This window comes from Methylocystis sp. MJC1 (assembly GCF_026427715.1).
Classification (GTDB): Bacteria; Pseudomonadota; Alphaproteobacteria; order Rhizobiales; family Beijerinckiaceae; genus Methylocystis.
Map to the genome: position 1 here is coordinate 1,345,931 of NZ_CP107558.1, position 23,544 is coordinate 1,369,474.

Here is a 23,544-nt window from a genome sequence, read left to right on the forward strand (position 1 = left end):
GCGGAAGGAAATCGCGATGAGCGGTGAGGACAAAATCGTTTTTTATGAGGGCAGGAATGTCGAAATGCGGCCTTGTCCGATCAACCCTGCTTGGGTGATCGACGGCGCTCCCGTTGCGCGCAATTTCATATTGTCTCGCAGCCTCGACAACTCTGCCACCACGCTGCTTTGGGACTGCACGAAGGGCGTGTTTAACTGGCACTATGACGTGGACGAGACGGTCTATGTGCTGGAGGGTTCGGTCGTCTTGCGCGACGATGACGGCGTGGAGCATCATCTCGGGCCGGGCGACCATGTGCTTTTCCGCGCAGGCTCGCACGCGGTTTGGACCATCGACGATTATGTGCGAAAAGTCGCGTTTTGCCGCACGCCGCTGCCTGCGCCTGTGATGTTTATGGCTCGGGTCATTCGGAAGCTTGCGCGCATGATGAAGCTTACGCCGGGCGCCAATGCGCCGGCAATGTTCAACGGCGCCTAAGGAGAAGGAAACGACGATGTCCTCTCCTGTTCCGCTACGTCAGGTCTCGCAGACATGGACATTTTTTCAGGGTCAATGGCGCGAGGGCAATACGCCGATACTCGGCCCGCGGACACATGGGGCTTGGCTAGGCTCGATGGTGTTCGACGGCGCTCGGGCCTTCGAAGGCGTGACGCCAGATCTCGATCTGCATCTTGCGCGCGTCAATAATTCCGCACGTGAAATGCTGCTGGATCCTTTGTTGTCGGTCGAAGAATGGCGCGCGCTTGTCGAAGAGGGGTTGAAGAAATTCGCCCCCGACGCCCCGCTTTATATTCGCCCGATGTATTGGGCGGAGGAGGGTTTCGGCGGGGGCGTTCGCTTCGAGCCGTCCTCGACCAATTGGTGCCTGACGATCTACGAAACGCCGATGCCGGGTCCTAAGGGAGGCGCAGTGACGCTGTCGCCGTTCCGTCGGCCAACGGCGGAAACCGCGCCAGTCGGCGCCAAGGCGAGCTGCCATTACGCCAATGGGGCGCGGGCGTTGATCGAGGCGGCAAAGCGCGGCTTCGATAATTGCCTCATGCGCGACATGCTGGGCAATATCGCGGAATTTGCAAATTCCAACGCTTTCCTCGCCAGGAATGGCGTGGTTTTCACGCCAGCGGCGAACGGAACCTTCTTGAATGGCGTCACGCGCCAACGCGTCATCGGACTGCTCCGCGCCGATGGCGTGGAGGTGATCGAAACGACGCTTAGCTATGACGACTTCCTCGGGGCTGACGAGATTTTCTCGACCGGCAATTTCCAAAAGGTGGCACCGATGTCACGCATCGATGACCGGGTTCTGGAGGCGGGCCCGATGTATAAGCAGGCTCGCGCGCTCTACTGGGACTTCGCACATTCGCGGACGCCGCTTCGCGCCGTTTCGTGACCCTTCAAAAAGGCGCCGATTGCGGCGCCTTTTTCCTATAGAGTAGTTTATTGGCGAGAAAACGCTTCGGCACGCAGCGCTGAGAGATTTGCGGTCGGCGTGATGCGATCGGGGTCCATCATCAAATGGATGATAGAGGGAAGCCCTGACGCGCGCGCGGCCTCGAAGGCTTCCGGAAAGTCCTGGGTGCGTTCGACGCGCGCGCCATATCCGCCGAAAGCGCGGGCATAGGCGGCGAAATCGGGATTGCGTAGATCCGTTCCGACCACGCGCGCGGGATAATTGCGCTCCTGATGCATGCGGATCGTGCCATAGCTGGCGTTGTCGCAGACGACGACAATGATCGGCAGGTCGTATTGCACCGCCGTTGCGAATTCCTGGCCATTCATCAGAAAATCGCCATCTCCGTTGAGAGAGACGACCAGACGCTCGGGATAAAGCCGTTTGATCGCGACGGCCGCCGGCACGCCATATCCCATCGTGGCCGAGGTCGGCGCGAAATGTGAATTATAGCTGCGGAAACGGAAATAGCGGTGAATCCATGACGCGTAATTTCCCGCGCCGTTGCAGATGACCGCGTCACTGGGCAGATGGTCCGAGAGCCAGATCATGGTCTGCGCCAGATCGACGTCGGCGGACGGCGCGAAGCTGCGCGAAAAGCCGAGATAGTCTTGGTGCGCCTGGCGGGTCTCTTCACGCCAGGGTCGGACGGCGGGCGGCTCTTGTTTCGCCAGCATTTCGATGAAAGCCTTTGGCGAGGCGTGAATGGCGAGCGTGGGCGCATAGACGCGGCCGAATTCCTCCCCCTGCGGATAAATATGGACGAAACGCGTTCGGGGCGCGGGAATATCGAGGAGCTTGTAGCCCTGAGAGGGAATTTCCCCCAGTCGCCCGCCGACGAGAACAAAGAGATCGCTCGCTCGGGCGCGGGCGACGAGCTTTGGATTGGCGGCAAGGCCGAGGTCGCCGGCGTAGCAATCATGGAGAGGATCAAAGAGCGGCAGGCGTCGGTAGCTCGTCGCGACAGGCATGTCGAAAGCGCTTGCCCAATCCATCATGCGGCGGGACGCCGTTTCGTCCCAGCGCGTTCCGCCGAGGACGAATAAAGGACGCTTTGCCTCAGCGATCATTGTGGCGAGGGCGTCCATGGCCTCGGCTCCTGGCGCCGTCTCCACTGCTGCGGCAGGAGGGCAGGGGCGTGGTAGGACGCGTTCTTCGAGCATGTCTTTTGGCAAAGCGAGGGCGACGGGCCCCGGACGCCCGGCAAGCGCGACATGAAACGCTCGCGAGACATATTCTGTCACGCGCGCGCCGTCATCGATCTCGGCCGTCCATTTGGTCTGTCCGGCGAACATTGCGCGGTAATCGACTTCCTGGAAAGCGCCGCGGTCACGATTGGAACGCTCGATCTGGCCGATGAACAAGATCATCGGCGTCGAGTCATGCTGTGCGATATGGACGCCGGCAAATGCGTTGGCGGCGCCGGGGCCGCGCGTGACGAAGCAAATGCCGGGGCGGCCGGTGGCCTTGCCATAGGCGTCCGCCATCATCGCGGCGCCGGCTTCGTTGCGGCAGACCGTGAGTTTGACGTTGCGTTCATAGCAGGCGTCGAGCACGGCGAGATAGCTTTCGCCAGGCACGCAGAAAATATGGTCGACACCATTGGCGATGAGCTGATCGACCAAGGCTTGCGCGGCGGAAATTTCAACAATGGCGTTCATGCTATGCTCACGGTCCGAAGATGACGCTTTCGCAAAAGGCGAGATCGCCGAGCCGGGGGCGCTCGGGGCCTTTGAAATATTTGGGCCCGCGATCCGGGAGATAGATTCCGAAAAGGCCTGGAATCTTCTCTGTTGCGTCGAGAAGGACCGTGGGGTGGCCGCGTCGGAGCAGGTCGCGGCCCAAAGGCCCAGCGAAGCGTTGGAAGTCAGCAAGGTTGCGGCAGTAGATCAACTGCTGCGTGGGCACGAGGCCCTTCAACACCCGGCGCGGCAGAAAGACGAAGGGATGCGCGTCCCGCTTTTCATGCACGATCAGCGCGAGGCAGCCGCGCTCGGCATGGGCGGTGAGGAGGGCGCGTTCTTGCGATGAAAGAGAGTCGCCATAATCGCGTAGCGCGTCGAAAGGTTTAACGCGGGCGTTGGCTGCCCAGCGCGAGAGCGCGGGAATCGTCAGCATCTGACCGTTGCAATAGCGACGGAATCCCTGCGCTTCGATCACACGCCAAGTGTGCGGCGCCGGCGACGTATTGATATAGGTGACGTCCCTATGGCGCACCGCAGCGGCGATGAGCAGCGAGGCGTAGCCGCGATAGGCCTCCTCGACATACCAGCTCGAGATATTGCAGCGAATTTTGTCCGCGCCGAGCTGGGTGAAGATCATCAGGATGACGCCGACCGGCGCGCCCTCGTGCTCGAGGAGGTAGCCGAAACGTGGATAACCTGCGGGCGCATCGCGGCGCGCGAGCGCTTCGAGGGCGTGACTCCAATAATCGATCGTGCGCTCGGGAAAGCCTTTGGCCAGCAATTTGGCGAGCGCCGGCGCGTCGGGCTCATCGATCATTCGGCATCGAATGCGCGGCGTCGCTGGCTGAGTCATCTGGGCTTAACCTTCGTCATCGATCTTTGCGACATGGGCGAGGAATTGCTTACAAAACGACGATAGAAAGACCTTCTTAGCCGAAGATGAAAAGGCGAGTCTCGATGAGCATAAGGTTAACAGTGCTTTCCGTCGTGGAAAACGTGGCCGCGGAGCAGGAAAAAAAGCTTGCGCCGCTCGAGAGCGACACGGTTCTTGCCGACTCTGGGCTAGATTCTCTGTGCTTTGCGATCATCGTCGCGCGTCTCGAAGATGCGCTCGGGGTCGATCCCTTCACAGCTTCCGAAGAGGTCTATTTTCCGGTCACCTTCGGCGATTTCGTCGCGCTTTATGAAAATGCAGCGACCGTTTGATCTGCGCGGTTTGGCGCGCGACTCCGTCTCTGATGGCGCCTGCGGTTTGCGGGCGCCAAATGGACAGGCGCTTTGGCGCGACGCGGTCCAGGGCACGATCTTTGGCGGCGGCAATTTGCTTGCCGGCAAATCGGTGCTTATCGGCGTATCGTCGCAATTCGACGCCGCGCTCGCCATGCTGGAGCTCGACGGGCTTGTCGCGCGCATGGTGGTCACGCCGCCGGATTTCACGACGGAGCGTCTCGCCTCGGCAATAGAGCAGGCGCAGGTCGAGGCCGTCATTTGTGACGACGACGGCAAGGATTTCGGCGTCGCGCTCCCGCGCGTTCGGGTGTCGGCGCTCGCGCCCGAGACAGTGCCGCGCCCGGCGCCGATCGAGACGGAATGGGTTCTCCCGACGTCCGGCACGACGGGGGCGCCGAAGCTTGTCGCACATCGTCTCGACGGGTTGCTCGGCACGGTTCGCGGGCGCGCCATAGGCGAGCCGGCGCCGGTTTGGGCGACCTTCTACGACATTCGCCGCTACGGCGGCATGCAGATCTTCCTGCGCGCGGCGTCGAGCGGCGCGACATTGCTGCTCACCGAGTCGAGCGAGTCTCTCGCCGATCATGTAACGCGCATGGCAGAGGCGGGCGTCACGCATCTCACGGGGACGCCGTCGCATTGGCGCCGTCTGCTGATGAGCCCTGACGCTGCGCGGATCAGCCCTAAATATGTGCGCCTTTCTGGTGAGATCGCAGACCGGGCCATCCTCGGCAATTTGGCCGTTGCCTACCCGGACGCAAAAATCATCCACGCCTATGCGTCAACGGAAGCGGGCGTCGGCTTCGAGGTGAGGGACGGGCGGGAAGGGTTCCCCGCCGCTTATCTCGATGGCGTTGGCGGCGTCGATATGCGCGTCGTCGACGGGTCCTTGCGCCTGCGCTCCCGACGCACGGCGGATCGCTATGTCGGCCGCGACGATCTCCGGCTGGCGGATGCGGAGGGTTTCGTCGACACGGATGATCTCGTCGAAAGAGTCGGCGATCGTTTTTTCTTCAAGGGGCGGCGCGCAGGAACGATCAACGTCGGCGGTCTGAAAGTTCACCCGGAGGAGGTCGAGCAGATCATTAATCTGCACGCTGCCGTGCGCATGTCGCTGGTGAAGGCGCGGCGCAATCCGATCACAGGCGATCTCATCGTCGCAGAAGTTATGCTCGCGGATAGCGATATCTCGACGGAGCAAAAGCGGGCGGTGAAAGAAGAAATCCTCCTTGCCTGCCGCGCGCGGCTCGAACGTCACAAGGTCCCCGTTTCGATCGACTTCGTCTCGTCGTTCGCCATGTCGGCGGGCGGCAAACTGCTGCGGGGGAAAGCTTGATGCGCAATGTGATCGTCACCGGCGGCAGTCGTGGTCTCGGCTTGGCGATTTCCCGTCGCCTTGTCGCCGACGGCTTTCACGTCGTCGCTGTGGCGCGAAAGCCAAGCGAGGCTCTCGAAGAGGAGATCGCTCGCGCATCGGGCGCGCTTTCCTTCGCTGCGCTCGATCTATCTGACGTCGACGCGATCCCGGATTTCGTCTTACGGCTCAAGAAGGAGTTCGGCGCGCCTTATGGGCTCGTCAATAATGCTGGGCTCGGCACGGAAGGCTTGCTCGCCACCATGCATAATTCGCAGATCGAGATGCTCACCCGCGTAAATGTGACTGCGCCGATCGTTCTGACGAAATATGTCGTGCGCAATATGATGTCGGCGGGCGCGGGCGGTCGCATCGTGAATATGTCCTCCATCATCGCCTCGACCGGCTACAACGCGCTTTCGGTCTATGGCGCGACGAAAGCGGCGCTCATTGGCTTCACCAAGTCTCTGTCGCGCGAAGTCGGGCGGATGGGCGTCACCGTCAATGCGGTAGCGCCGGGTTTCGTCGAGACGGAGATGACGGCTTCGCTTGGCGACGCGGATCGCGGTAAAATTGCCGCACGCGCGGCCTTGCGCAGGTTGGCGATGCCGGAGGATGTCGCGAACGCGGTCTCTTTCCTGCTCGACGACAAGGCGCGCAACATTACCGGAACGGTGGTGACGGTGGATGCGGGGGCAACGGCGTGACGCAAGGCGCGCTCGGGCGGCAGTCGTTAACCGCCTGTTAACCATCCGGTTGCATCCTGGGCTTCGCCAGCGTGTTTCGGTTGCTTCAGGCAGAGCCGAAACTGGCTGTGTTTTCGGTGACGGCCCGCGACCTCGGATGTAAAGGCGCGGGCCGCTCGTTTTTTACGAAGCGATTTTGACTGGGCCTCATGCTGCGACTACCAACTCCCGCCGCCATAGGCCGAGCCCAGTAGGCGGCGAGTGCGGCGTAACGCGATCTCTTTGCCTTCAAGGGTGGCTTCCCGACGCAGGTCGCTCGGTTAGATCGAAGACATGTTGTGAAGGGCGATAGTTCAACACGGGAACAACGCGCGAATAGCCGTTGTCACCGTAGAAAACGCCCCCGCCACCGTAGAAGCCGCCGTCGTTGCGAAAGCGACTCCCGCCTCTCCCGCCGCCGGATGCTGGCGTAACGGACATTGCGATCGCGAAGGCGATGACCAGAAACGACACTCGAGACATCTGCTCAGCTACCCGCTTCACTTGCAATGACGCCGCCGCTCCGCATAGCCAATCGAGCATGAACAGCGCCTATCCGGCGCGTTCATTTGGCGTTCAGCGAAATGCGGCGCAGGGCGTGATACGAGATCTGCTTGATTAGTCGGTGTCATTCCCGACGCCGGCGCAGCGAGCGATGGGGAATCCAGAGCAAAACCAGCGAACTTTTGTGGGCTCTGGATTCCCGGTCGGGCTCTCAGCCCGCCGGGAATGACAAGGCCCAATGCGAGCTGTTCAAGCGGAAAAGTTTTGAATCGCTCTCGGCTAGCCGCTCATCCCGCCGGCGTAAAGGATTCCGTGCGCGCCAGGCGCAGAACCTCGAGCCTGATCCTGTCGCCATGGCAGGGGCGCTGCGGGCGCGTGGGCGGCTCGGCGCACCAGCAGCGTAAGGCAATTTTCTCGCCCCTGCGCAATCGATACGCGATCTTTTCGATTTCTCGAGTCTTTGGGCCGCGTTCGGCGAGATCGCAATCGAGATCGCGTTCGTAGGCGGCGATCACGCGCAGCCGCTCCTGCATGTCTCGATGGTCGCGAAGCACATGCGGATTGCCGAGAATCGGATTGCTACGATCCACGTCGATAATTGTTTCGTCGGGGGCCGCCTGGAGCCCTCCTTTGCGCTTGGAAACAACTCGGATTCGCGCCCCATAATCGGTGGGTGGTTTGCTGGATTTGAAGAGATCGTCCAAGGATGCTTCTCCTGCGCCGAAAAATCCGATGATCTTCGAACCCGAGGCTACGTATTTTTGGCAGCTTGAATGGCCCGCGCTTGCAGGTCACCCTGGTCGATCGCCTCATTGCACAATGAGAACGCCATGATCGACTTGCTCTATATCGCCCGGCTGGACTTCCTTATCAAAATCCGCAGCTCGCAGGAATGCGAGCTCCCGAGGCCGCGCGCTCGGTTTGTCCCCATAGACAATGGCGACGCATCTAGAGTTCCTCTCGCTCAAAGACGCTCGCGGCAACAAAAAAAGGCCGCCCCTTAATTGCCTGCGCCGGGCAGCCTCGTGCAAGGACGTCGATGCGCCCGCTCAACTCTGGTGCGGCCCGAGCATTTGATACAATGCGGCTTCGATCCGTCGCCAGTTTTTGGCCTGCTCGGTCTCGCCGCTCTGCTCTAAAGTGGCCGCCTTTTGCGCCGCTTCGGCGACGGACTTGTCGCCATGCGCCTCGAACAGCCGCCGCGCATAGTCTTGGATGTCGAGTTCTTCCAATTGGACGGCTCCGCTTTGGTTGGGTTGAACCTAGAAGTCGCGTCAACGTTTATTGCAACGAAATTCGGCGGAATCTGTTCCTGCCTGCCAGAAATCCAGACGCGCTGTTGTCGAGGCGGTGATCGGGAACCGCGCGTGCGATCGCTCGTTGAAGCTGCTCTGAAAAGGCTTGAGGAGGGCGCGGTGGCGTTGCTCGAGGATCTGCCCGTACCCAAGAGCGTTCTTGGGCTGGGCCTGGCCATCGTGGCCTTGCCTTTCGCCTTTCCCTCATTGCGCCCGCTCTGGGGGACGGCGGTCAAAGGCGGCGTGAAGCTTTACCTGGAGGCGAACGCCGAGGCGCAGGACGGCCTTATCGACACGCTCGTCGAGGGCGCCGTCGACCAGCTTGTCGACGCCATCGCAAAGCCGGTAGAAGAGCGAGACGAGAAAATCCCGGAGATTGTTTCCAATTTCAAGGCCAAAGCGCGCCGGCGATCCAACCGCAAGGGACGGGCCCCCAAAGATCGCGAGTTGCTTTACGATCGACACAAGTCGAAGCTTCGGTGCAGGCTGGCGCGCCTGGATAACAACCCGTCGACGCAGCCACACATGGAAGAGATCATGAAAAGCGTCCGCTAGGCTGCTAGTGGATTCCGTCCGGCTCTCTTCCGAACGTGAAGAAGGCCCCGAAGGGGGCCTTTTCTGACGCTTTGGTTTGCGGGATTTAAATTGGTCGGAGTGAGAGGATTCGAACCTCCGACCCCCTCGTCCCGAACGAGGTGCGCTACCAGGCTGCGCTACACTCCGATCCAACGGCCGCGTGGGCCGCTTTCGAGGGGCCTTATAGCCATAGTGGGGCGGAGCCGCAACTAGTTTCGCCGTTTAATTTGTCGCTTCTCCACCGTGGCGACGGCGTAGCGTCACGAAGGAAAAATCCGCCTCGTCCGTTTCGCCGCGCGGCGGCGTCTCGCGGGCGATTTCCTCCCAATCCAGCGGTGAAAGCTCCGGGAAATGGGCGTCTCCCGGAATGTCGAGCGCGACTTCAGTGAGCTCGATCATTTGCGTCTCGCCGAGCAGCGCCCGATAGATTTCGGCGCCGCCAGCGACAATGATTTCGGGCGCCGACATTTCGGCGGCGAGGCGCCGGGCGATGGCGAGCGATTCGGCAAGGCTCGTCGCCACATGCGCGCCGGGCGCGGCGTAGCCGGGGCTCCGCGTGACGACGACGCTCTCGCGGCCAGGCAGGGGGCGGCCGATCGATTCCCAAGTGCGGCGGCCCATGATCATGGGCCGGCCCCAGGTGCGCGCCTTATAGCGCTGGAGATCGCTGGAGAGACGCCAGGGGAGGCCATTACCGACCCCGATGACGCCGTTCTGGGCCCGGGCGACGACGGCGACGAGTTTGGGGGTCATGCGACTCCTTTATACGGCAATCGGCGCGGCAATGGCCGGCCAGGGGTCGTAGCCTTCTACCGCAATGTCTTCATAGCGGAAGTCGAGGAGCGAGGCTGCTTCGGGGTTCAGCGCGAGGCGGGGCAGGGGCCGAGGCACGCGCGTGAGCTGCAGGTGGGCCTGCTCGATGTGGTTGAGATAGAGATGCGCGTCGCCGAGGCTGTGGATGAAATCGCCGGCGACGCAGCCGGTGGCCTGCGCGACCATGTGCGTGAGCAGCGCATAGCTCGCAATATTGAAGGGCACGCCGAGAAAGACGTCCCCCGAGCGCTGATAGAGCTGGCAGGACAAGCGCTTTTGTCCGTCCACCTCCGCCACATGGAATTGGAAAAGGCAATGGCAGGGCGCGAGCGCCATTTTGTCGATTTCGGCCGGATTCCAGGCCGTGACGACGAGGCGGCGCGAGAAGGGGTTTCGCTTTATTTCCTCGATCAGCCAGCCGATCTGGTCGATCGTTTCCCCGCCGGGCGAGGGCCAGGCGCGCCACTGCGCGCCATAGACGGGCCCGAGATCGCCCTTCTCATCGGCCCATTCGTCCCAGATAGTGACGCCGTTTTCCTTCAGATAGCCGATGTTGGTCTCGCCCTTGAGGAACCAGAGCAGCTCGTGGATCAGGGATTTCAGATGCACCCGCTTGGTGGTGACGAGCGGAAAGCCCGCCGAGAGATCGAAGCGCATCTGATGGCCGAAGATGGAGAGCGTGCCTGTCCCCGTGCGGTCCTCCTTGCGGACGCCCTCGCGCAGGATCTTGTCGAGAAGGGAGAGATATTGGCGCATGGGGTATTTAAGGGGCCCGGGGGCGGGAGTCTTGGAGTTGGGAAGATTTACTTGGGGGAAAAGGGCCCTCATCCGACCCTCGCTGACGCGAGGGCCACCTTCTCCCGCGAGCGGGAGAAGGAGAGAACCCCTCGGTTGCCGATGATCCAGAAATCTGCCGCCGCGACTCCTTCTCCCGCGCGCGGGAGAAGGTGGCCGCCGAAGGCGGTCGGATGAGGGCGACATCCCAATTCCCCCGCCCCCGCCTTTGCAGCTCCGTCATCCTCTCCCTATATTCTCTCCCCGAGGGGAGCGACGCTCCCCAATAAGAGGGAAAACTCATATGCTGCGGTTTCTTGCGCAAAAGCGCGGATCGCTGATTTCATTGGCTTTCGCGGCGCTGTTGGCGCTGGCGCCGGCAATTGCCGAGGCGCGCATGGGCGGAGGCGGGAGCGTCGGCTCGCGCGGCTCCAAGACTTGGTCGGCGCCGCCGTCGACCCGCACGGCGCCCGGAACGGCCTCGCCATTCGAGCGCAGCGAGACGCCGCGCCCGAGCTATGGCCAGAGCCAGCCGGGTTACAATAATCCGGCTATCGGCGGTTCGTCCTTCGGCCGCGGCCTGCTTGGCGGTCTCGCCGGGGGCCTGCTCGGGGCGGGGCTCTTTGGTCTCCTGACCGGCAACGGGTTCTTCGGCGGCATGGGCGGCTTCATGTCGATCATCGGCCTGCTGTTTCAGATCGCGTTGGTCGCCTTCCTGGCCCGCATGGCCTTCGTCTGGTGGCAGAGGCGCAATGCGCCGGCCGGCGTCGGTCCTCAGGGCTCGACCTTCGGCTTCATGGGCGGCGCGCCTTTCGGCGGGCGTCCGATGGGCGGCTCCGGCGCGGGCCCGATGGGCTTTGGCGGCGGGGCGCCGCAGCGTCCGCGCGCGACGCCGATACAGATCGCGGCCGCAGACTTCAACGCCTTCGAGCGCCTGCTCGGCCAATCGCAGGCCGCCTATAGCCGCGAGGACGCCGGCGCGCTGGGCCAGATCGCTACGCCGGAAATGGTCCGCCATTTCGACGACGAGCTGGACACGAACCGCCGCAAGGGCGTCGTCAACCGCGTGACCGACGTCAAGCTTCTGCAGGGAGACCTCTCGGAAGCCTGGCGCGAGGGCTCGGATGAATATGCGAGCGTCGCCATGCGCTTCTCGCTGAACGACGTCCTGGAGGATCGCGCCACCGGCAAGCCGACGCCGGGCTCCACTGGCCCGACTGAGGCGACCGAGGTCTGGACCTTCCGCCGCCCGGCGGGCGCCGGCCCCGACGCCTGGAAGCTTTCGGCGATCCAGCAGGCGGCGTAAGGCAAAGACTGCTATTGAGAGGCGCTCCCTCCGTGAGGAGGGAGCGCCTTTTTTGTGATCTGCGGTCGGGCGAGTAGCAATCTGGCGCCGTGAGCCACTCAACCTCCCCTTTACGGGGAGGTCGGCGGTCGAAGACCGACGGGTGGGGCTCTCGCCGCTACGACAAGGGTTGGGGCGTTACCCCACCCAACCGCGCTTGCGCGGGGCCACCCTCCCCGTAAAGGGGAGGGATGAGCTCGCGCCCGGCATTCGCCAGATTGCCTCGTTGTCGAGACGAAGTTGACACGCCCACAGGACGCTCTCCCCATCGACGCCATGCTGTCCGATATTCGGGCGGCGCTCTCGGCCTCTCCTAATCTCGTGATCGTCGCGCCGCCCGGCGCCGGCAAGACCACGCGCGTTCCGCTGGCGCTGCTCGACGCGCCATGGGCGAGGGGCGGGAAGCTCATCCTGCTGGAGCCGCGCCGCCTTGCCGCCCGCGCCGCCGCGAGCCGCATGGCGGCGACGCTTGGCGAGCAGATCGGCGAGACCGTGGGCCTGCGCATGCGGCTCGAGTCCAGGGTCTCGGCCAAGACTCGCATCGAAGTCGTCACCGAAGGCGTCTTCGCGCGCATGATCCTCGACGATTCGGCGCTCGATGGCGTCGCCGGCGTGCTCTTCGACGAATATCATGAGCGCTCGCTCGACGCGGACTTGGGCCTCGCTCTGGCGCACGACGCTCAATCGGGGTTGCGCGACGATCTGCGGCTTATCGCCATGTCAGCGACGCTCGACGGCGCGCGCGTCTCCGCCTTGATGGGTGACGCGCCGACGGTCGTCTCCGAGGGGCGCGCCTTCAATGTCGAGACGCGCTATCTGGGCCGCGATCCCAATGAGCGCATGGAGGACGCCGTCGCCCGCGCCGTGCTGCGCGCCCTCCATGAGGAGAAAGGCTCGGTGCTGGCCTTTCTGCCAGGGCAGGGCGAGATCCTGCGGACTGCCTCCCGCCTTGCAGAGGCGCGGTTGGAGGACGTGGACATCGCGCCGCTCTATGGCGCGCTTGATCGCGGCGAGCAGGACCGCGCCATTTCGCCCTCGCCTCCAGGGAGGCGCAAGGTCGTGCTCGCGACCTCCATCGCCGAGACGTCGCTGACCATCGAAGGCGTGCGCGTCGTCGTGGATTGCGGCCTGTCGCGCGTGCAGCTTTACGAGCCGGATTTGGGCCTCTCGCGCCTCGAAACGGTGCGCGCCGCGCGCGCCAGCGTCGATCAACGGCGCGGCCGCGCCGGGCGCACGGAGCCGGGCGTTTGCTACCGCCTTTGGGACGAGCCGCAGACGGCGTCGCTTCCCGCCTTCGCCGCGCCTGAGATATTGGCGGCTGATTTGTCGAGCCTCGTGCTCGATCTCGCCGCTTGGGGCGTGGCCGATCCGGGTCAGCTCGCCTGGCTCGACCCGCCGCCGGCGCCGGCCTGGAAGGAAGCCGTGGCGCTGGCCCAGGAGCTTGGGGCGCTCGACGCCGATGGGCGGCTCACGGAAGAGGGCAGGGCGTTGCGCGCGCTTCCGCTGCCGCCGCGCCTTGCGCGCATGGTGCTGGAGGCGGCGCGCCATGGGGAGGCCGAGCGGGCTGCGGAGCTCGCCATGCTGCTGTCCGAGCGCGGGCTCGGGGGGAATGACGCGGATTTGTCGCATCGGCTGGACCGGCTGCAGTCGGATGGCTCGAAGCGGGCGAAGGACGCGAGAAGGTTGGCGGGAAATTGGGCGAGGATGGCGAAGGCGGCTTTGCCCCCTCCCCAACCCTCCCCCGCTAAAGCGGGAGAGGGAGCAGATCGCGGCCTTCATCGAGAGTGTGGCAGTGCTGATCGCGAGCGTTCCCTCTCCCGCGAGAGCGGGGGAGGGACAGGGAGGGGGCCTATCCGCAACGCCACCGCCGCGCCTCTCTCCGACGGCGCCCTCATTGCGCTTGCCTATCCCGACCGCATCGCCAAATCGCGGGGGGCCAATGGCGATTTCCTCATGGCCAATGGCCGCGCCGCTAGCCTTCCGGTCGAAGACCCACTGTCGCGCGCGCCCTTTCTCGCCGTCGCAGAGCTGACGGGCCGCGCGGCCCAGGCGCGTATTCTTGCGGCCTGCGCCCTCGACGCGGAGGAGGTGGAGAGAATCGCCGGCGCGCGTATCGAGGCGCGCGACGAGACAGTCTTCGACCCTGCGACCGCAAGCCTGCGACGGCGCCGCTTTCGCCGCCTCGGCGCGATCCGCTTGAGCGAGCAGAACCTCTCCGTCGAGGCCGACGAGGAGAGCGCGCGGGCGCTGGCGCGGGGGATCGCCGCGCTCGGCGTCTCGCGCCTGCCCTGGACCAAGGGTCAGACGCAGCTTCGCGACCGCGTGGCTTTCTTGCGCCGGGCGGAGGGTGAGGAGTGGCCCGACGTCTCGGACGCGGCGCTGGCCGAAGGCGTCGAGGCGTGGCTCGCGCCTTACATCGTCGGCCGCGTCAGGCTGGGCGACATCGCCCCGGGCGATCTCGACGCGGCGCTTACCCATCTCTTGCCCTATGATCTCATGCGCCGCCTCGACGCCGAAGCGCCCACGCATTTCGAGACGCCGGCGGGCTCCCGCCATGCGCTCGATTACGCCGCGCCCAACGGGCCGCTGCTCTCCGTGCGGGTGCAGGAGCTTTACGGCCTTTCGCAGCATCCGGCGCTGGCGCGCGGCCGGGTTCCGCTGACATTGGAGCTGCTCTCGCCAGCGCATCGGCCGATCCAGACGACGTGCGACCTGCCGAGCTTTTGGGCGGGCTCGTGGAACGACGTGAAAAAAGAGATGAAGGGCCGCTATCCGCGCCATCTTTGGCCGGACGAGCCGGCCAAAGCCTTGCCGACCACGCGAGCGAAGCCGCGAGGAACATAGGAAACCCGTGACTCCTGCCGGCCGTTTAAGAGGCTCGCAAACTTTTGTCCCGACGATGGCGCGAGGCCTATTCGCCAGCTCGCATCGGCACGCCAGGGGGCGTCATGCTCGGAAAGCAAGTTTCATATGCGGTGATCGCAGTGGTCGTCAGCGTGATCGCGGCGAATGTGCTCATGCGTCTTGGTCCTCGTTTGGGCGCAGACGTTGCGCCGCAGAACGCCAAGCCGCGGCCCGTCGCTCAGACTGTGGCGCCCACGCGCGCCGCGCTCCCTCTGCGCATGGGAGAAATGCGCATCTCGGCCGATCGGAGAGGGCAATTCTCGACCGACGCCGAAATCAATGGCGCCCGCATCTCTGGCATGATGGTCGATACCGGCGCGACACTCGTCGCGCTCTCATATGAGGATGCTTCTGCCGCCGGTCTCTTTCCGGCGCCGGCGGACTATAAGTATCAGGTCAACACAGCAAATGGCGTCGCCCATGTGGCGCGTGCAACCCTCAACGACGTGCGCATCGGCAATATCGTGGTTCATAATGTAGAGGCGGTGGTCGGCGAGCGCGGCGCGCTGTCAGGGAGCCTCTTGGGCATGGCCTTCCTCTCCAAACTGTCGCGCTTCTCCGTGGAATCGGGAGCGCTGGTGCTGCAGCAATAGCTTAGGCTTAACGGTCTGGGGGATGAGGAAAATTTGGCCGGCGCGGCGGGACGGTGTAAAGGGAGCGCCGTCGTTTAGCTCGCAAGGACCACCCATGCTGCCCAAGCCCGTTTCAGCATTGACTCCAAATACTTTCGAATATGAACAAAAGCCTCTTGTGAAGCCGACAGGCTTTCGCGAATACGATGCGCGTTGGCTGTTCGGGCCCGAACTTAATCTGATGGGCGTGCAAGCGCTCGGCATGGGTCTCGGCACGTTGATCCACGAAATGGGCGTCGCGCCGGACATTGTTACCGGCCATGATTATCGCGCCTATTCTTCCTCCATCAAGCTCGCCTTGGTCGCCGGCCTCATGGCCTCGGGCGTGCGTGTGCGCGACATCGGCCTCGCCCTTTCGCCCATGGCCTATTTCGCGCAATTCGAGCTCGACGCCCCCGCCGTCGCCATGGTCACAGCATCGCATAACGACAATGGCTGGACCGGCGTGAAGATGGGCGCGCAGCGGCCCGTGACTTTCGGACCGGACGAGATGAGCCGCCTGAAAGAGATTGTGCTGTCCGGCAAGTTCCGGCAAGCGGGCGGCGGCTCGTACCACTTCATCGAGAATTTCGGCGCGCGCTATCTCGACGATCTGACCCGCCGTCCGGCCTTTGGGCGCAAGATGAAAGTCGTCGCCGCCTGCGGAAACGGCACGGCCGGCGCCTTCGCGCCGCAGATGCTCGAACGTCTGGGTTGCGAGGTGATACCCCTCGACGTCGAGCCTGACTATAACTTCCCGCGTTACAATCCCAATCCCGAAGACATGGAGATGCTGCACGCCATCGCGCATAAGGTGCGCGAGACGGGCGCCGACGTCGGGCTCGGCTTCGATGGCGACGGCGACCGCTGCGGCGTCGTCGACAACAATGGCGAGGAGATTTTCGCCGATAAGATCGGCGTGATGCTCGCGCGCGATCTCTCCAAGGTCTATCCCGGCGCGAAATTCGTCGTGGATGTGAAGTCGACGGGCCTCTTCGCGACCGACCCCGAACTCGTGTCGCGCGGCGTGCACACAGATTATTGGAAGACCGGCCATTCCTATATCAAGCGCCGCGTGAACGACCTCAACGCGCTCGCCGGCTTCGAGAAGTCGGGTCATTTCTTCTTCAACGCGCCGATCGGCCGCGGCTATGACGACGGGCTGCTAACGGCCGTGCATGTTCTGGAGATGCTCGACCGCAACCCCGACAAGAGCATGGCTGATCTCTACACCGACCTGCCGAAGACCTGGGGCTCGCCGACCATGTCGCCGCATTGCGACGACGAAAAGAAATATGAGGTCGTGAAAAAGGTGACCGCGCGCATCGAAGCCATGAAGGCGCGTGGCGAGACGCTCATCGGCCAGCCGATCCGCGATGTTGTGACGGTTAATGGCGTGCGCGTGACCGTCGCTGACGGCACATGGGGGCTGGTGCGCGCCTCGTCCAACAAGCCGGAGCTGGTTGTCGTGGTCGAGAGCCCGGCGTCGGAAACGCAGCTGCGCGAAATGTTCGGCGCGGTGGACGCTATCCTTCGCGAAAATCCTGAAGTCGGCGCCTATAATCAGACGATTTGATCACCCGGCCACCAAAAGGCTGGCGCTCGCACGCCCGCCTTTTTTAATTGATGGAATCGGCTTCGTTTGGTCTGCCGTCATTCCCGACGCTCGCGAATCGAGTGATCGGGAATCGAGAGCAAAACTAGCGCATTTTGGCACTGGATTTCCCGGCGGGCTTTCAGCCCGCCGGGAATGATTCGGCTAGCAAGCCTTCCAACGGAAATCGCATCATGGCGTCGAGCCGTTACAATTCGTTCCCGACGTCATGTAATACTGAATGTGAGGGGGTGAATATGTGTTGCGGACAGGCCCATAGCTCGTTCGCTGCATGACCCAGGTCGGCGACGAGCTCCATTTGAACATCTCGAAATGCACGCCCGGCGTGTAGGCGTAGACAACGTCGGCGACGATCATCGGCCCCGTGGTCGGATTGACGCCATTCGTGACCTGAACATAACTCGTCGGGATCGTCGTGACGGACACGGGCGCCACATCCGCCGGCGAGAGAACCTGGCAGGGGCGCGCCGTCGCGCCGTTGCGGGTGACCGACCAGCTTGTTTTCCCCTGCCATGTGGTTGCCGTCACCGCGGTGATGTTCACCTCGGAAATCGTCATTTTCATAGACGTGTCGGTGGTTGGCAGCCCCATCAACACATTCGCAGCCGAAAAGATCGACGTGATGTCCGCTTCGCTCAAACCCGCTTGCCCGCTTGCGCAAGTCGTAGCGGAATTGCCCGCCGCGGGATTCGGGCAATCGATCTTTTGAGCCGTCAGATCGGCGAGCGTGTGCGCGACGAGATCTAGCCTCTGAGAGGTGCGCATGCCGCGCGACAATTCGACGAGCCCCATATAGATCACGAGCATCAGGGGCAGGATCAAGGCGAACTCGACGGCCGCCATGCCGCTGTCGTTGAGATTTGGCCGGCGGCTGTTTCCACTAATACGCATCGTCAATTATCCTGGCTCGACACGGAATGCGGCGATCCCCATGATCATATAGCTCCAGGCGCCGTTATATTGGGTTTGACCATTGCGGATTTGCGAGAAGCCGCCGCCTCCGGCAAGCGTGCTGCCGCCCAGGAAGCCCATGATCACCGAGGTCGGATAGACGACACGGACGATGGCGATTTGTCCGGCAGTGGGCATTGTGATCGTGGTCGAGCGGGGAGCCGCAGTAAAGGTGTTGCCGGTGCTCGCGGTCGCCCAGCTCGTGGGACTGCTGATGTCGACCATAAGTTGCGAGCAGTCGAACATGGTAGACAAGGTCCCAGGCTTGACCACGCCGCTGGCCTGCCAGGTACAGAGATATTGATCGACAAATTGCTGGTAGGTCAGATTCGCGGCCGTGCTATGCGTCAGCACTGCGCGACTTGCCATCTCGGTTGCCATCTGCAATTGAGCGGTCCGAAAATAAACTGTGCCGGTCTCGAAGATGGCGCCGATGAGCCCGATGAAGGGCACGCTGATCATCGCAAATTCGACGGCGGTCACGCCCCTGCGGTCGACAAGGAAGCGTTTTGGCGCCAGTCGCACTGCGTATCGTATGAGTCTGTTCGTCAAGCGAGCCGCCATCTCTATTTCCAGCGCGTTCCTTCGAAACAAGCTGGCGCCTGAGGGTTTCCGACCCGTTACGAAATCTTCGCTGTTGCGGTCTGTATCGATCGAATTCTTGGCTACGGCTTCCGTAGCCCACTTCAGCGACGCGCAGACGACGCGGCGGCGTCATGCGCCTTAACCGCGTCGATCGTCGTATTCATATATTGCACGTCATCCGCCAGATCGACGGCCTTCGCACATCTTGGATTGCAGGAGAGCGACTCGCGATGCAGCCCTCGTTGAACGACGATCTTGTCTTCCGAGGGCACGACAGTGACGATAGACTCGCCGACCTGCGCGCCGCTGCGATCGAGAACGATGAGATTCGTCGAGCCGAAGCTCTTCCCCGTGATGACCATGAGCGGGCTGTTCTTGAGCATCGTCACGTCGGCGATCAGCGGATTGCCGATCACCAGTGTCTGCGCGCCTTGGGGGATCTTCACGATACGCGCATAGTCGATGTCCACGCGAATGGCGCGGTCATCGGCGGGCGCGGCCGATGCTGCCGCGTGAAATCCTGCGACGCTGACGATCACAAGCAAAGCCTCACGCAAGAGAAGCAGAGACAGATTCATTCGGTTCACCATGCAGCGGGCCTGTCGGCGGCTTCCCGCGGGCTGGAGGCTTCCGCGCTGTTCGGGTGAACGAAAAAGCGAGGCGGCTCCGCTGATCAACTAAACCAGCTAATGGTGAAGGGATCGCTAAAAATGTATCGATTTCAATCCGAGATCCGAGGCATGCGAACAACGACGAAAGAAGCTAGAATTTTCTCGGTTAAACAAGCGAATGGATGAGGCGTCTTCACGCCAATGACGCAAACAAAAACATGGCGCTACGCTCCGAATGCGATCAACGAACTTGAAAGGTTTGCAGGGTAGCTTGCAATTATTCGCTCGAGCCAAGACACACGGAGCGGCTCGACGGATCGGGAAAAACAATTCGGAGCAGGGAATATGAACAAGATCTTCGCGCGTTTCGTGAAGGATGAGTCTGGCGCCACCGCGATCGAATACGGCCTGATTGCGTCGCTCATCGGCGTCGTCATCATTGGCGCAATCACGACCCTCGGCACCAAGCTTTCGGGAACCTTTTCGAAGGTTGCCGGCAACCTCGCCTAACGACCTCCTTCTCATGGAAGCTTGGGGACGGCCCCGCGACGGGGCCGTCGTCGTTTCGAGCTGTATATTTCCTCCTGCGTGCTTAACGGCAGGTTAATGGTTCAATCATAATTTTGCCCGCGGCGCCTTCACACGCCCTCCCTTGCGATTCCAGGCAGGACCTACATGATCGAGACAGCCGCACTCATCATCTTCCCGACACTGATGATCTTTGCGGCCTTCTCCGACCTTTTCACCATGACGATCCCGAACCGCGTTTCGCTCATTCTCATCGTCGTCTATTTCGCTCTCGCGGCCTATATCCCGCTTTCCTGGAACACGGTTGCGGTGCATGTCTCTTGCGGGCTTGCCGTTCTGGCGCTGACTTTCGTGCTTTTTCAGCGCGGCTGGGTCGGCGGTGGCGACGCCAAGCTCGCGTCGGCGACCGCGCTCTGGCTCGGATGGGAGAATCTGCTCGACTATGGCCTTATCGCATCCATTGCCGGCGGCGCGCTCACCCTCGTGATCCTAATCATGCGTTGGAACGAGCTGCCCAACCGCTTGCTCGCCGTAAAATTCATCGCGCGTCTTGCCGAAAAAACGAATGGCGTGCCTTATGGAATCGCGCTGGCGATCGCCGGCCTGCTCATCTATCCGCAGACCGCGCTCTGGAGCCGCCTCGGCGGGCTGTAATCGTCCACGCTTGATTGGCGTCCGCGCCAACACTCTTACCTCTCTGCAAACAAGTTGCATGAGGATTTGCCTCCTCGCAGAGGCTAAACCGCGAAAAATACTAATCTCGTAAGAACTAATTAACCCTAATTTGACTTTTCTGCGCTTGAATTTCAACCAACCGCGGTGTGGCGGGGCGTTGGATTCGGCACGATGAATAAAGCACAAATCGTAGTTCTGGCCGTCGCGGTCGCCGCTGGCGGCGCGGCGTTCATGATGATGAACGCCTCCAGCCCGCCCTCGTCTCCCGTCGAAGTCGCAGCGCCTCCGCCGCCGGTCAACGTCGATCAAGTGCTCGTCGCCGCCCGCGATCTTCCTTACGGGACGGAGATCGCCGACGCCGACACAAATTGGGTCGATTGGCCAACTGCCGCTCTTCCTCCGGGCGCACTGACGAAAAGCGCGGCGCCGAACGCCAAAGAGGATGTGAAATCCTCTTATGTGCGTATCCCCGTCTCCGCGAATGAGCCTGTGCGCAAGGAGCGCCTGGTCAAGGGCGTTACTGCCGGTCTGATGTCGACCATGGTGGCGCCCGGAAAGCGCGCCGTGGCCATCGATGTGACGCTCAACAACACGGCCGGCGGCTTCATCCTTCCCAACGATCGTGTCGACGTCATCCGCACTTATCGCGACGTAGAGGCCACAAAAGATCTGGGGCATGAGGTCTATGGCTCGGAGGTCGTCCTTTCCAATGTGCGGGTCCTGGCGATGGGCCAGACCATCGAGAAAAAAGGCTCGGAGCCCGTTGTAACCGGTTCGACGGCCACTCTGGAACTCGATCCCCATCAGGCCGAGCTCGTCGTGCTCGCTCAGCGCACGGGCCAGCTCGTCCTTACCCTACGACCAATCACCGACGCGATTGCAAAGGATGCGTCGGCCGAAGCCCCAAACGACGGCTCGGTCGAGGACAGCTTGACGGTCGTCAAGCATGGCGTCTCAACAAATCTTCGAATGAAGTGAGCGCCCTCGATGAAAGCCTTGGCCCTGTTCCAACAACTTTTCGCGGAGCGCCCATGAGCCGTTTGACGCATAATCTGATCGGCGCGGCAATGGCCTCGATTGCGATCATCTCCGGCGCCGGCGCGCCAGCATTGGCGCAGGGGCCGCTTCCAGGCGGAATCGAATTGGATAGCGGCGCCACGCTTTCGCGCCGCATCATGATGGGCGTCGGCAAATCCATGATCGTCGATTTGCCGCGCGATGTCTCCGAGGTGATCGTCGGCAATCCGAAAGTCGCCGACGCGGTCGTTCGCACGCCGCGCAAGATATATTTGATTGGCGGTGAAAACGGCCAAACGACTGTCATCGGGCTGGATGCGAACGGGCGGCAGGTGGCCAATCTCGAAATCAGCGTCGGGCGCGACGTTGGAGAATTGATGCCTCTGCTGAAAGCGGCGTTGCCGAAGTCGAACATCATCGCGCGCACCGTCAACGACGTCATTATTCTCACCGGCAATGTCGGTTCCGCCGGCGAAGCTCAGCGCGCCGTGGATATCGCCAAAGGCTTTGCCTCTCGGGTCATGGGTTCGTCGGGCGGGGGAGGCGCAGCTTCGTCTCCCGTGCAGGGCGGCGCCTCGGCGGCCGATGGATATGTCGTCAACGCGATGACCATTCGCGGCGAAGAGCAGGTGATGCTCAAGGTCACTGTCGCCGAGGTCAACCGAAACGTCATAAAGCAGCTCGGTTTCTCGCCGCAAGCGGGTGGCGATCTGCTGTTGAATGGCGGTTGGGGCAAATTCGTGCAGGAAAATCCCTTCGCCGTGAACGGCGGATTGAGCGGCACCGCCCTTACGATCAACGGACCCAACAACACGGCCGCGACGCTGAAGGCGTTCGAGCGTTACGGCGTGTCGCGCATCCTCGCCGAACCGACAGTCACGGCAATCTCGGGCGAGCAGGCGAAAATGCTCGTCGGCGGCGAAATTCCCGTGCCTGGGTCCTGCGGCGCGACGTCGAGCGGCTTCTGCGTGAACCCCGGCATCGTGTTCAAGCCCTATGGCGTGTCGTTGAACTTCATTCCAGTCGTGCTTTCCGAGGGGCGAATCTCCTTGCGGCTGTCGACCGAAATCACCGAGGTCGACAAGCAGAATTCCTACACTTACGCCAATGTGACCGTTCCCGGTTTCAAGAGCCGCAAGAATGAAACGACGGTCGAGCTACCATCGGGAGGCTCGATCGCCACTGCGGGGCTGCTCTCGCATTACACTCAGCAAGCGATAAACGGCGTTCCGGGTCTTCTCAACCTGCCCATTCTCGGCACGCTATTCCGATCCCGCGACTATCAGCGCAACGAGTCGGAGCTGCTCATCATCGTCACGCCCTATGCTGCGCGCGCGCTTACCCAGCAGGAGATTTCGAGACCCGATGACGGTTTCGCCGACGCGTCGGACCCGCAGGCCTGGTTGCTGGGGCGCGTTAACCGCATTTATTCGACCCGCAGCAATCCGCAAATGATGCAGAACTTCAAGGGTCGCATCGGCTTCATTCACGACTGACGCGCGACGGCCGCGAGGGATGAAAAATATGTCCATGCAGATGCAGACTGCGAAGGCCCCCGGCGTCTTCGCGCAGAAATCCGGGCCCAGCGCGAGACGCCTCAGCGGGATTTTGGCGGCGCTTCTTGCGGCGCCTCTCGGCGCCTGTGGGGTTCAGCGGACCTTGCCGCCCCCGGTGACGCCTTACGATCATCATGACCGGCATCCTGTCGTGCTGAGCGACGCGCCGCAGGTTCTCGATATATTTCCCTCGTCGCTGCACGGTCGGATCGACAATGACACGCAGGGACGCATCAACGAATTCGCAGCGCGTTACAGGCAATTTGGACACGGTCAGATCACCATGTTGACTCCCGTTGGAAGCCCTGCGGCTGTTGCGAGCGCCGGGGAGGCGAATGCGGTGCGCCGCGCGCTCGCTTTCGCGGGGCTTGGCGGAAATTTCACCACGGGCACCTACCCGGTCACCGATCCAAAGCTCGCCGCGCCCATCCGTCTCTCTTTTCAATCCTTGAAAGCGAAGGTCGCTGGTCGTTGCGGCGAATGGCCAAGGGATCTTGCGTCGGGTTCATCTGTGGACGGCTGGGAAAACCAGACCTATTGGAATTTTGGCTGCGCCTCGCAGGCGACGCTCTCCGCGCAGATCGCCGATCCACGGGATCTTGCCAATCCGCGCGGCGAAACGCCATCTGATATCGAGCTGCGCATGCGCAACATCAATAAAATGCGCCGCGGCGAAGAACCAAGCACAATGTGGCGGCTCAAGGCGACCGACATCAGCCAGGTCGGCGGAGGAAGCTAA

25 protein-coding genes and 1 tRNA gene are annotated in these 23,544 nt (G+C 62.5%); 15 read left to right on the forward strand and 11 right to left on the reverse strand.

Annotated elements, in window-relative coordinates:
* The first annotated feature begins 16 nt into the window (after nucleotides 1–16).
* Together OGR47_RS06460 and OGR47_RS06465 are read left to right on the forward strand one after the other, a co-directional pair.
* On the forward strand, nucleotides 17–478 hold the full coding sequence (locus OGR47_RS06460) for a cupin domain-containing protein (protein ID WP_165048012.1): 462 nt from the start codon (nucleotides 17–19) through the stop codon (nucleotides 476–478).
* 16 nt (nucleotides 479–494) lie between these two features.
* Nucleotides 495–1,391, forward strand: coding sequence for a branched-chain amino acid aminotransferase (locus OGR47_RS06465; RefSeq protein ID WP_165048014.1), 897 nt, complete (start codon nucleotides 495–497; stop codon nucleotides 1,389–1,391).
* A gap of 47 nt (nucleotides 1,392–1,438) precedes the next feature.
* On the opposite strand, the gene OGR47_RS06470 is transcribed toward OGR47_RS06465, so the two are convergent.
* Together OGR47_RS06470 and OGR47_RS06475 are read right to left on the reverse strand one after the other, a co-directional pair.
* Nucleotides 1,439–3,112, reverse strand: a complete 1,674-nt coding sequence (locus tag OGR47_RS06470; protein ID WP_165048016.1) for a thiamine pyrophosphate-binding protein — start codon at nucleotides 3,110–3,112, stop codon at nucleotides 1,439–1,441.
* A gap of 7 nt (nucleotides 3,113–3,119) precedes the next feature.
* Nucleotides 3,120–3,953: a GNAT family N-acetyltransferase gene (locus OGR47_RS06475; protein WP_246729520.1), complete on the reverse strand. Its 834-nt coding sequence runs from the start codon at nucleotides 3,951–3,953 to the stop codon at nucleotides 3,120–3,122.
* Between the two features lie 140 nt (nucleotides 3,954–4,093).
* Between OGR47_RS06475 and OGR47_RS06480 the strand changes: the two genes are divergently transcribed.
* From OGR47_RS06480 to OGR47_RS06490, 3 genes are read left to right on the forward strand one after another with little or no spacing between them, the layout of a single operon-like run.
* On the forward strand, nucleotides 4,094–4,342 hold the full coding sequence (locus OGR47_RS06480; protein WP_165048020.1) for a phosphopantetheine-binding protein: 249 nt from the start codon (nucleotides 4,094–4,096) through the stop codon (nucleotides 4,340–4,342).
* The gene (locus OGR47_RS06485; protein ID WP_165048022.1) at nucleotides 4,326–5,702 is read left to right on the forward strand and encodes an AMP-binding protein; all 1,377 of its coding nucleotides are present in this window, start codon (nucleotides 4,326–4,328) and stop codon (nucleotides 5,700–5,702) included. The genes OGR47_RS06480 and OGR47_RS06485 overlap by 17 nt, the downstream gene beginning before the upstream one ends.
* Complete coding sequence (locus OGR47_RS06490) at nucleotides 5,702–6,427, forward strand: SDR family NAD(P)-dependent oxidoreductase (protein WP_165048024.1); 726 nt, start codon at nucleotides 5,702–5,704, stop codon at nucleotides 6,425–6,427. The genes OGR47_RS06485 and OGR47_RS06490 overlap by 1 nt, the downstream gene beginning before the upstream one ends.
* 267 nt (nucleotides 6,428–6,694) lie before the next feature.
* Here the strand turns inward: OGR47_RS06490 and OGR47_RS06495 are convergent, their stop codons facing one another.
* The 3 genes from OGR47_RS06495 to OGR47_RS06505 form a co-directional block, all read right to left on the reverse strand.
* A complete protein-coding gene (locus OGR47_RS06495) occupies nucleotides 6,695–6,988 on the reverse strand; it encodes a hypothetical protein (RefSeq protein WP_216697890.1) in 294 nt (97 codons plus the stop codon).
* Between the two features lie 248 nt (nucleotides 6,989–7,236).
* Nucleotides 7,237–7,653 carry a DUF4326 domain-containing protein gene (locus OGR47_RS06500; protein WP_206527379.1) on the reverse strand — a complete coding sequence of 139 codons (417 nt, stop codon included), beginning with the start codon at nucleotides 7,651–7,653 and terminating at the stop codon, nucleotides 7,237–7,239.
* Nucleotides 7,654–7,998: 345 nt separating this feature from the next.
* Nucleotides 7,999–8,181, reverse strand: coding sequence for a hypothetical protein (locus OGR47_RS06505; RefSeq protein WP_165048026.1), 183 nt, complete (start codon nucleotides 8,179–8,181; stop codon nucleotides 7,999–8,001).
* 183 nt (nucleotides 8,182–8,364) lie between these two features.
* Between OGR47_RS06505 and OGR47_RS06510 the strand changes: the two genes are divergently transcribed.
* Nucleotides 8,365–8,799 carry a hypothetical protein gene (locus OGR47_RS06510; RefSeq protein ID WP_165048028.1) on the forward strand — a complete coding sequence of 145 codons (435 nt, stop codon included), beginning with the start codon at nucleotides 8,365–8,367 and terminating at the stop codon, nucleotides 8,797–8,799.
* Between the two features lie 91 nt (nucleotides 8,800–8,890).
* Here the strand turns inward: OGR47_RS06510 and OGR47_RS06515 are convergent.
* The 3 genes from OGR47_RS06515 to OGR47_RS06525 all read right to left on the reverse strand — a co-directional run bounded on the left by OGR47_RS06515 (nucleotide 8,891) and on the right by OGR47_RS06525 (nucleotide 10,389).
* Nucleotides 8,891–8,967: transfer RNA gene (locus tag OGR47_RS06515), tRNA-Pro, on the reverse strand.
* Nucleotides 8,968–9,042: 75 nt separating this feature from the next.
* Nucleotides 9,043–9,573: a dihydrofolate reductase gene (locus OGR47_RS06520; protein ID WP_165048030.1), complete on the reverse strand. Its 531-nt coding sequence runs from the start codon at nucleotides 9,571–9,573 to the stop codon at nucleotides 9,043–9,045.
* A gap of 9 nt (nucleotides 9,574–9,582) precedes the next feature.
* The gene (locus OGR47_RS06525; protein WP_165048416.1) at nucleotides 9,583–10,389 is read right to left on the reverse strand and encodes a thymidylate synthase; all 807 of its coding nucleotides are present in this window, start codon (nucleotides 10,387–10,389) and stop codon (nucleotides 9,583–9,585) included.
* A 322-nt stretch (nucleotides 10,390–10,711) separates the two neighbouring features.
* Here OGR47_RS06525 and OGR47_RS06530 point away from each other — a divergent pair, with 322 nt between their 5' ends.
* From OGR47_RS06530 to OGR47_RS06545, 4 genes are all read left to right on the forward strand, one after another.
* Entirely contained in the window at nucleotides 10,712–11,713 is a 1,002-nt protein-coding gene (locus tag OGR47_RS06530; protein WP_165048033.1) for a TIM44-like domain-containing protein, read from the forward strand.
* A gap of 315 nt (nucleotides 11,714–12,028) precedes the next feature.
* Nucleotides 12,029–14,596: an ATP-dependent helicase HrpB gene (gene hrpB, locus OGR47_RS06535; protein WP_165048418.1), complete on the forward strand. Its 2,568-nt coding sequence runs from the start codon at nucleotides 12,029–12,031 to the stop codon at nucleotides 14,594–14,596.
* A 104-nt stretch (nucleotides 14,597–14,700) separates the two neighbouring features.
* Nucleotides 14,701–15,249 carry a retropepsin-like aspartic protease family protein gene (locus tag OGR47_RS06540; RefSeq protein WP_165048035.1) on the forward strand — a complete coding sequence of 183 codons (549 nt, stop codon included), beginning with the start codon at nucleotides 14,701–14,703 and terminating at the stop codon, nucleotides 15,247–15,249.
* 94 nt (nucleotides 15,250–15,343) lie between these two features.
* Nucleotides 15,344–16,843 (forward strand): phosphomannomutase/phosphoglucomutase, encoded by a 1,500-nt coding sequence (locus OGR47_RS06545; protein ID WP_165048037.1) that lies wholly within the window; start codon nucleotides 15,344–15,346, stop codon nucleotides 16,841–16,843.
* A 210-nt stretch (nucleotides 16,844–17,053) separates the two neighbouring features.
* On the opposite strand, the gene OGR47_RS06550 is transcribed toward OGR47_RS06545, so the two are convergent.
* The 3 genes from OGR47_RS06550 to OGR47_RS06560 form a co-directional block, all read right to left on the reverse strand.
* On the reverse strand, nucleotides 17,054–17,773 hold the full coding sequence (locus OGR47_RS06550) for a TadE/TadG family type IV pilus assembly protein (protein WP_165048039.1): 720 nt from the start codon (nucleotides 17,771–17,773) through the stop codon (nucleotides 17,054–17,056).
* A gap of 6 nt (nucleotides 17,774–17,779) precedes the next feature.
* Nucleotides 17,780–18,316 carry a TadE/TadG family type IV pilus assembly protein gene (locus OGR47_RS06555; protein ID WP_246729521.1) on the reverse strand — a complete coding sequence of 179 codons (537 nt, stop codon included), beginning with the start codon at nucleotides 18,314–18,316 and terminating at the stop codon, nucleotides 17,780–17,782.
* 203 nt (nucleotides 18,317–18,519) lie between these two features.
* Nucleotides 18,520–18,996: a pilus assembly protein N-terminal domain-containing protein gene (locus tag OGR47_RS06560; protein WP_165048044.1), complete on the reverse strand. Its 477-nt coding sequence runs from the start codon at nucleotides 18,994–18,996 to the stop codon at nucleotides 18,520–18,522.
* A 378-nt stretch (nucleotides 18,997–19,374) separates the two neighbouring features.
* Here OGR47_RS06560 and OGR47_RS06565 point away from each other — a divergent pair, with 378 nt between their 5' ends.
* From OGR47_RS06565 to OGR47_RS06585, 5 genes are all read left to right on the forward strand, one after another.
* The gene (locus OGR47_RS06565; RefSeq protein WP_165048046.1) at nucleotides 19,375–19,539 is read left to right on the forward strand and encodes a Flp family type IVb pilin; all 165 of its coding nucleotides are present in this window, start codon (nucleotides 19,375–19,377) and stop codon (nucleotides 19,537–19,539) included.
* 165 nt (nucleotides 19,540–19,704) lie between these two features.
* Entirely contained in the window at nucleotides 19,705–20,211 is a 507-nt protein-coding gene (locus OGR47_RS06570; protein ID WP_165048048.1) for an A24 family peptidase, read from the forward strand.
* 192 nt (nucleotides 20,212–20,403) lie between these two features.
* Entirely contained in the window at nucleotides 20,404–21,210 is an 807-nt protein-coding gene (gene cpaB / locus OGR47_RS06575) for a Flp pilus assembly protein CpaB (protein ID WP_165048050.1), read from the forward strand.
* Between the two features lie 53 nt (nucleotides 21,211–21,263).
* Nucleotides 21,264–22,745, forward strand: coding sequence for a type II and III secretion system protein family protein (locus tag OGR47_RS06580; RefSeq protein WP_165048052.1), 1,482 nt, complete (start codon nucleotides 21,264–21,266; stop codon nucleotides 22,743–22,745).
* Between the two features lie 28 nt (nucleotides 22,746–22,773).
* Nucleotides 22,774–23,544 carry a CpaD family pilus assembly protein gene (locus OGR47_RS06585; RefSeq protein ID WP_165048055.1) on the forward strand — a complete coding sequence of 257 codons (771 nt, stop codon included), beginning with the start codon at nucleotides 22,774–22,776 and terminating at the stop codon, nucleotides 23,542–23,544.

Bases quoted from the DNA above. Each gene is read 5' to 3' on its own strand.
- hrpB (WP_165048418.1), top strand. From the start codon at position 12,029: ATGCTGTCCGATATTCGGGCGGCGCTCTCGGCCTCTCCTAATCTCGTG.
- OGR47_RS06520 (WP_165048030.1), bottom strand. From the start codon at position 9,573: ATGACCCCCAAACTCGTCGCCGTCGTCGCCCGGGCCCAGAACGGCGTC.
- OGR47_RS06470 (WP_165048016.1), bottom strand. From the start codon at position 3,112: ATGAACGCCATTGTTGAAATTTCCGCCGCGCAAGCCTTGGTCGATCAG.
- OGR47_RS06495 (WP_216697890.1), bottom strand. From the start codon at position 6,988: ATGCTCGATTGGCTATGCGGAGCGGCGGCGTCATTGCAAGTGAAGCGG.
- OGR47_RS06460 (WP_165048012.1), top strand. From the start codon at position 17: ATGAGCGGTGAGGACAAAATCGTTTTTTATGAGGGCAGGAATGTCGAA.
- OGR47_RS06475 (WP_246729520.1), bottom strand. From the start codon at position 3,953: ATGATCGATGAGCCCGACGCGCCGGCGCTCGCCAAATTGCTGGCCAAA.
- OGR47_RS06570 (WP_165048048.1), top strand. From the start codon at position 19,705: ATGATCGAGACAGCCGCACTCATCATCTTCCCGACACTGATGATCTTT.
- OGR47_RS06550 (WP_165048039.1), bottom strand. From the start codon at position 17,773: ATGCGTATTAGTGGAAACAGCCGCCGGCCAAATCTCAACGACAGCGGC.
- OGR47_RS06525 (WP_165048416.1), bottom strand. From the start codon at position 10,389: ATGCGCCAATATCTCTCCCTTCTCGACAAGATCCTGCGCGAGGGCGTC.
- OGR47_RS06480 (WP_165048020.1), top strand. From the start codon at position 4,094: ATGAGCATAAGGTTAACAGTGCTTTCCGTCGTGGAAAACGTGGCCGCG.
- OGR47_RS06580 (WP_165048052.1), top strand. From the start codon at position 21,264: ATGAGCCGTTTGACGCATAATCTGATCGGCGCGGCAATGGCCTCGATT.
- OGR47_RS06545 (WP_165048037.1), top strand. From the start codon at position 15,344: ATGCTGCCCAAGCCCGTTTCAGCATTGACTCCAAATACTTTCGAATAT.
- OGR47_RS06540 (WP_165048035.1), top strand. From the start codon at position 14,701: ATGCTCGGAAAGCAAGTTTCATATGCGGTGATCGCAGTGGTCGTCAGC.
- OGR47_RS06585 (WP_165048055.1), top strand. From the start codon at position 22,774: ATGTCCATGCAGATGCAGACTGCGAAGGCCCCCGGCGTCTTCGCGCAG.
- OGR47_RS06485 (WP_165048022.1), top strand. From the start codon at position 4,326: ATGCAGCGACCGTTTGATCTGCGCGGTTTGGCGCGCGACTCCGTCTCT.
- OGR47_RS06560 (WP_165048044.1), bottom strand. From the start codon at position 18,996: ATGAATCTGTCTCTGCTTCTCTTGCGTGAGGCTTTGCTTGTGATCGTC.
- OGR47_RS06565 (WP_165048046.1), top strand. From the start codon at position 19,375: ATGAACAAGATCTTCGCGCGTTTCGTGAAGGATGAGTCTGGCGCCACC.
- OGR47_RS06465 (WP_165048014.1), top strand. From the start codon at position 495: ATGTCCTCTCCTGTTCCGCTACGTCAGGTCTCGCAGACATGGACATTT.
- OGR47_RS06530 (WP_165048033.1), top strand. From the start codon at position 10,712: ATGCTGCGGTTTCTTGCGCAAAAGCGCGGATCGCTGATTTCATTGGCT.
- OGR47_RS06490 (WP_165048024.1), top strand. From the start codon at position 5,702: ATGCGCAATGTGATCGTCACCGGCGGCAGTCGTGGTCTCGGCTTGGCG.
- cpaB (WP_165048050.1), top strand. From the start codon at position 20,404: ATGAATAAAGCACAAATCGTAGTTCTGGCCGTCGCGGTCGCCGCTGGC.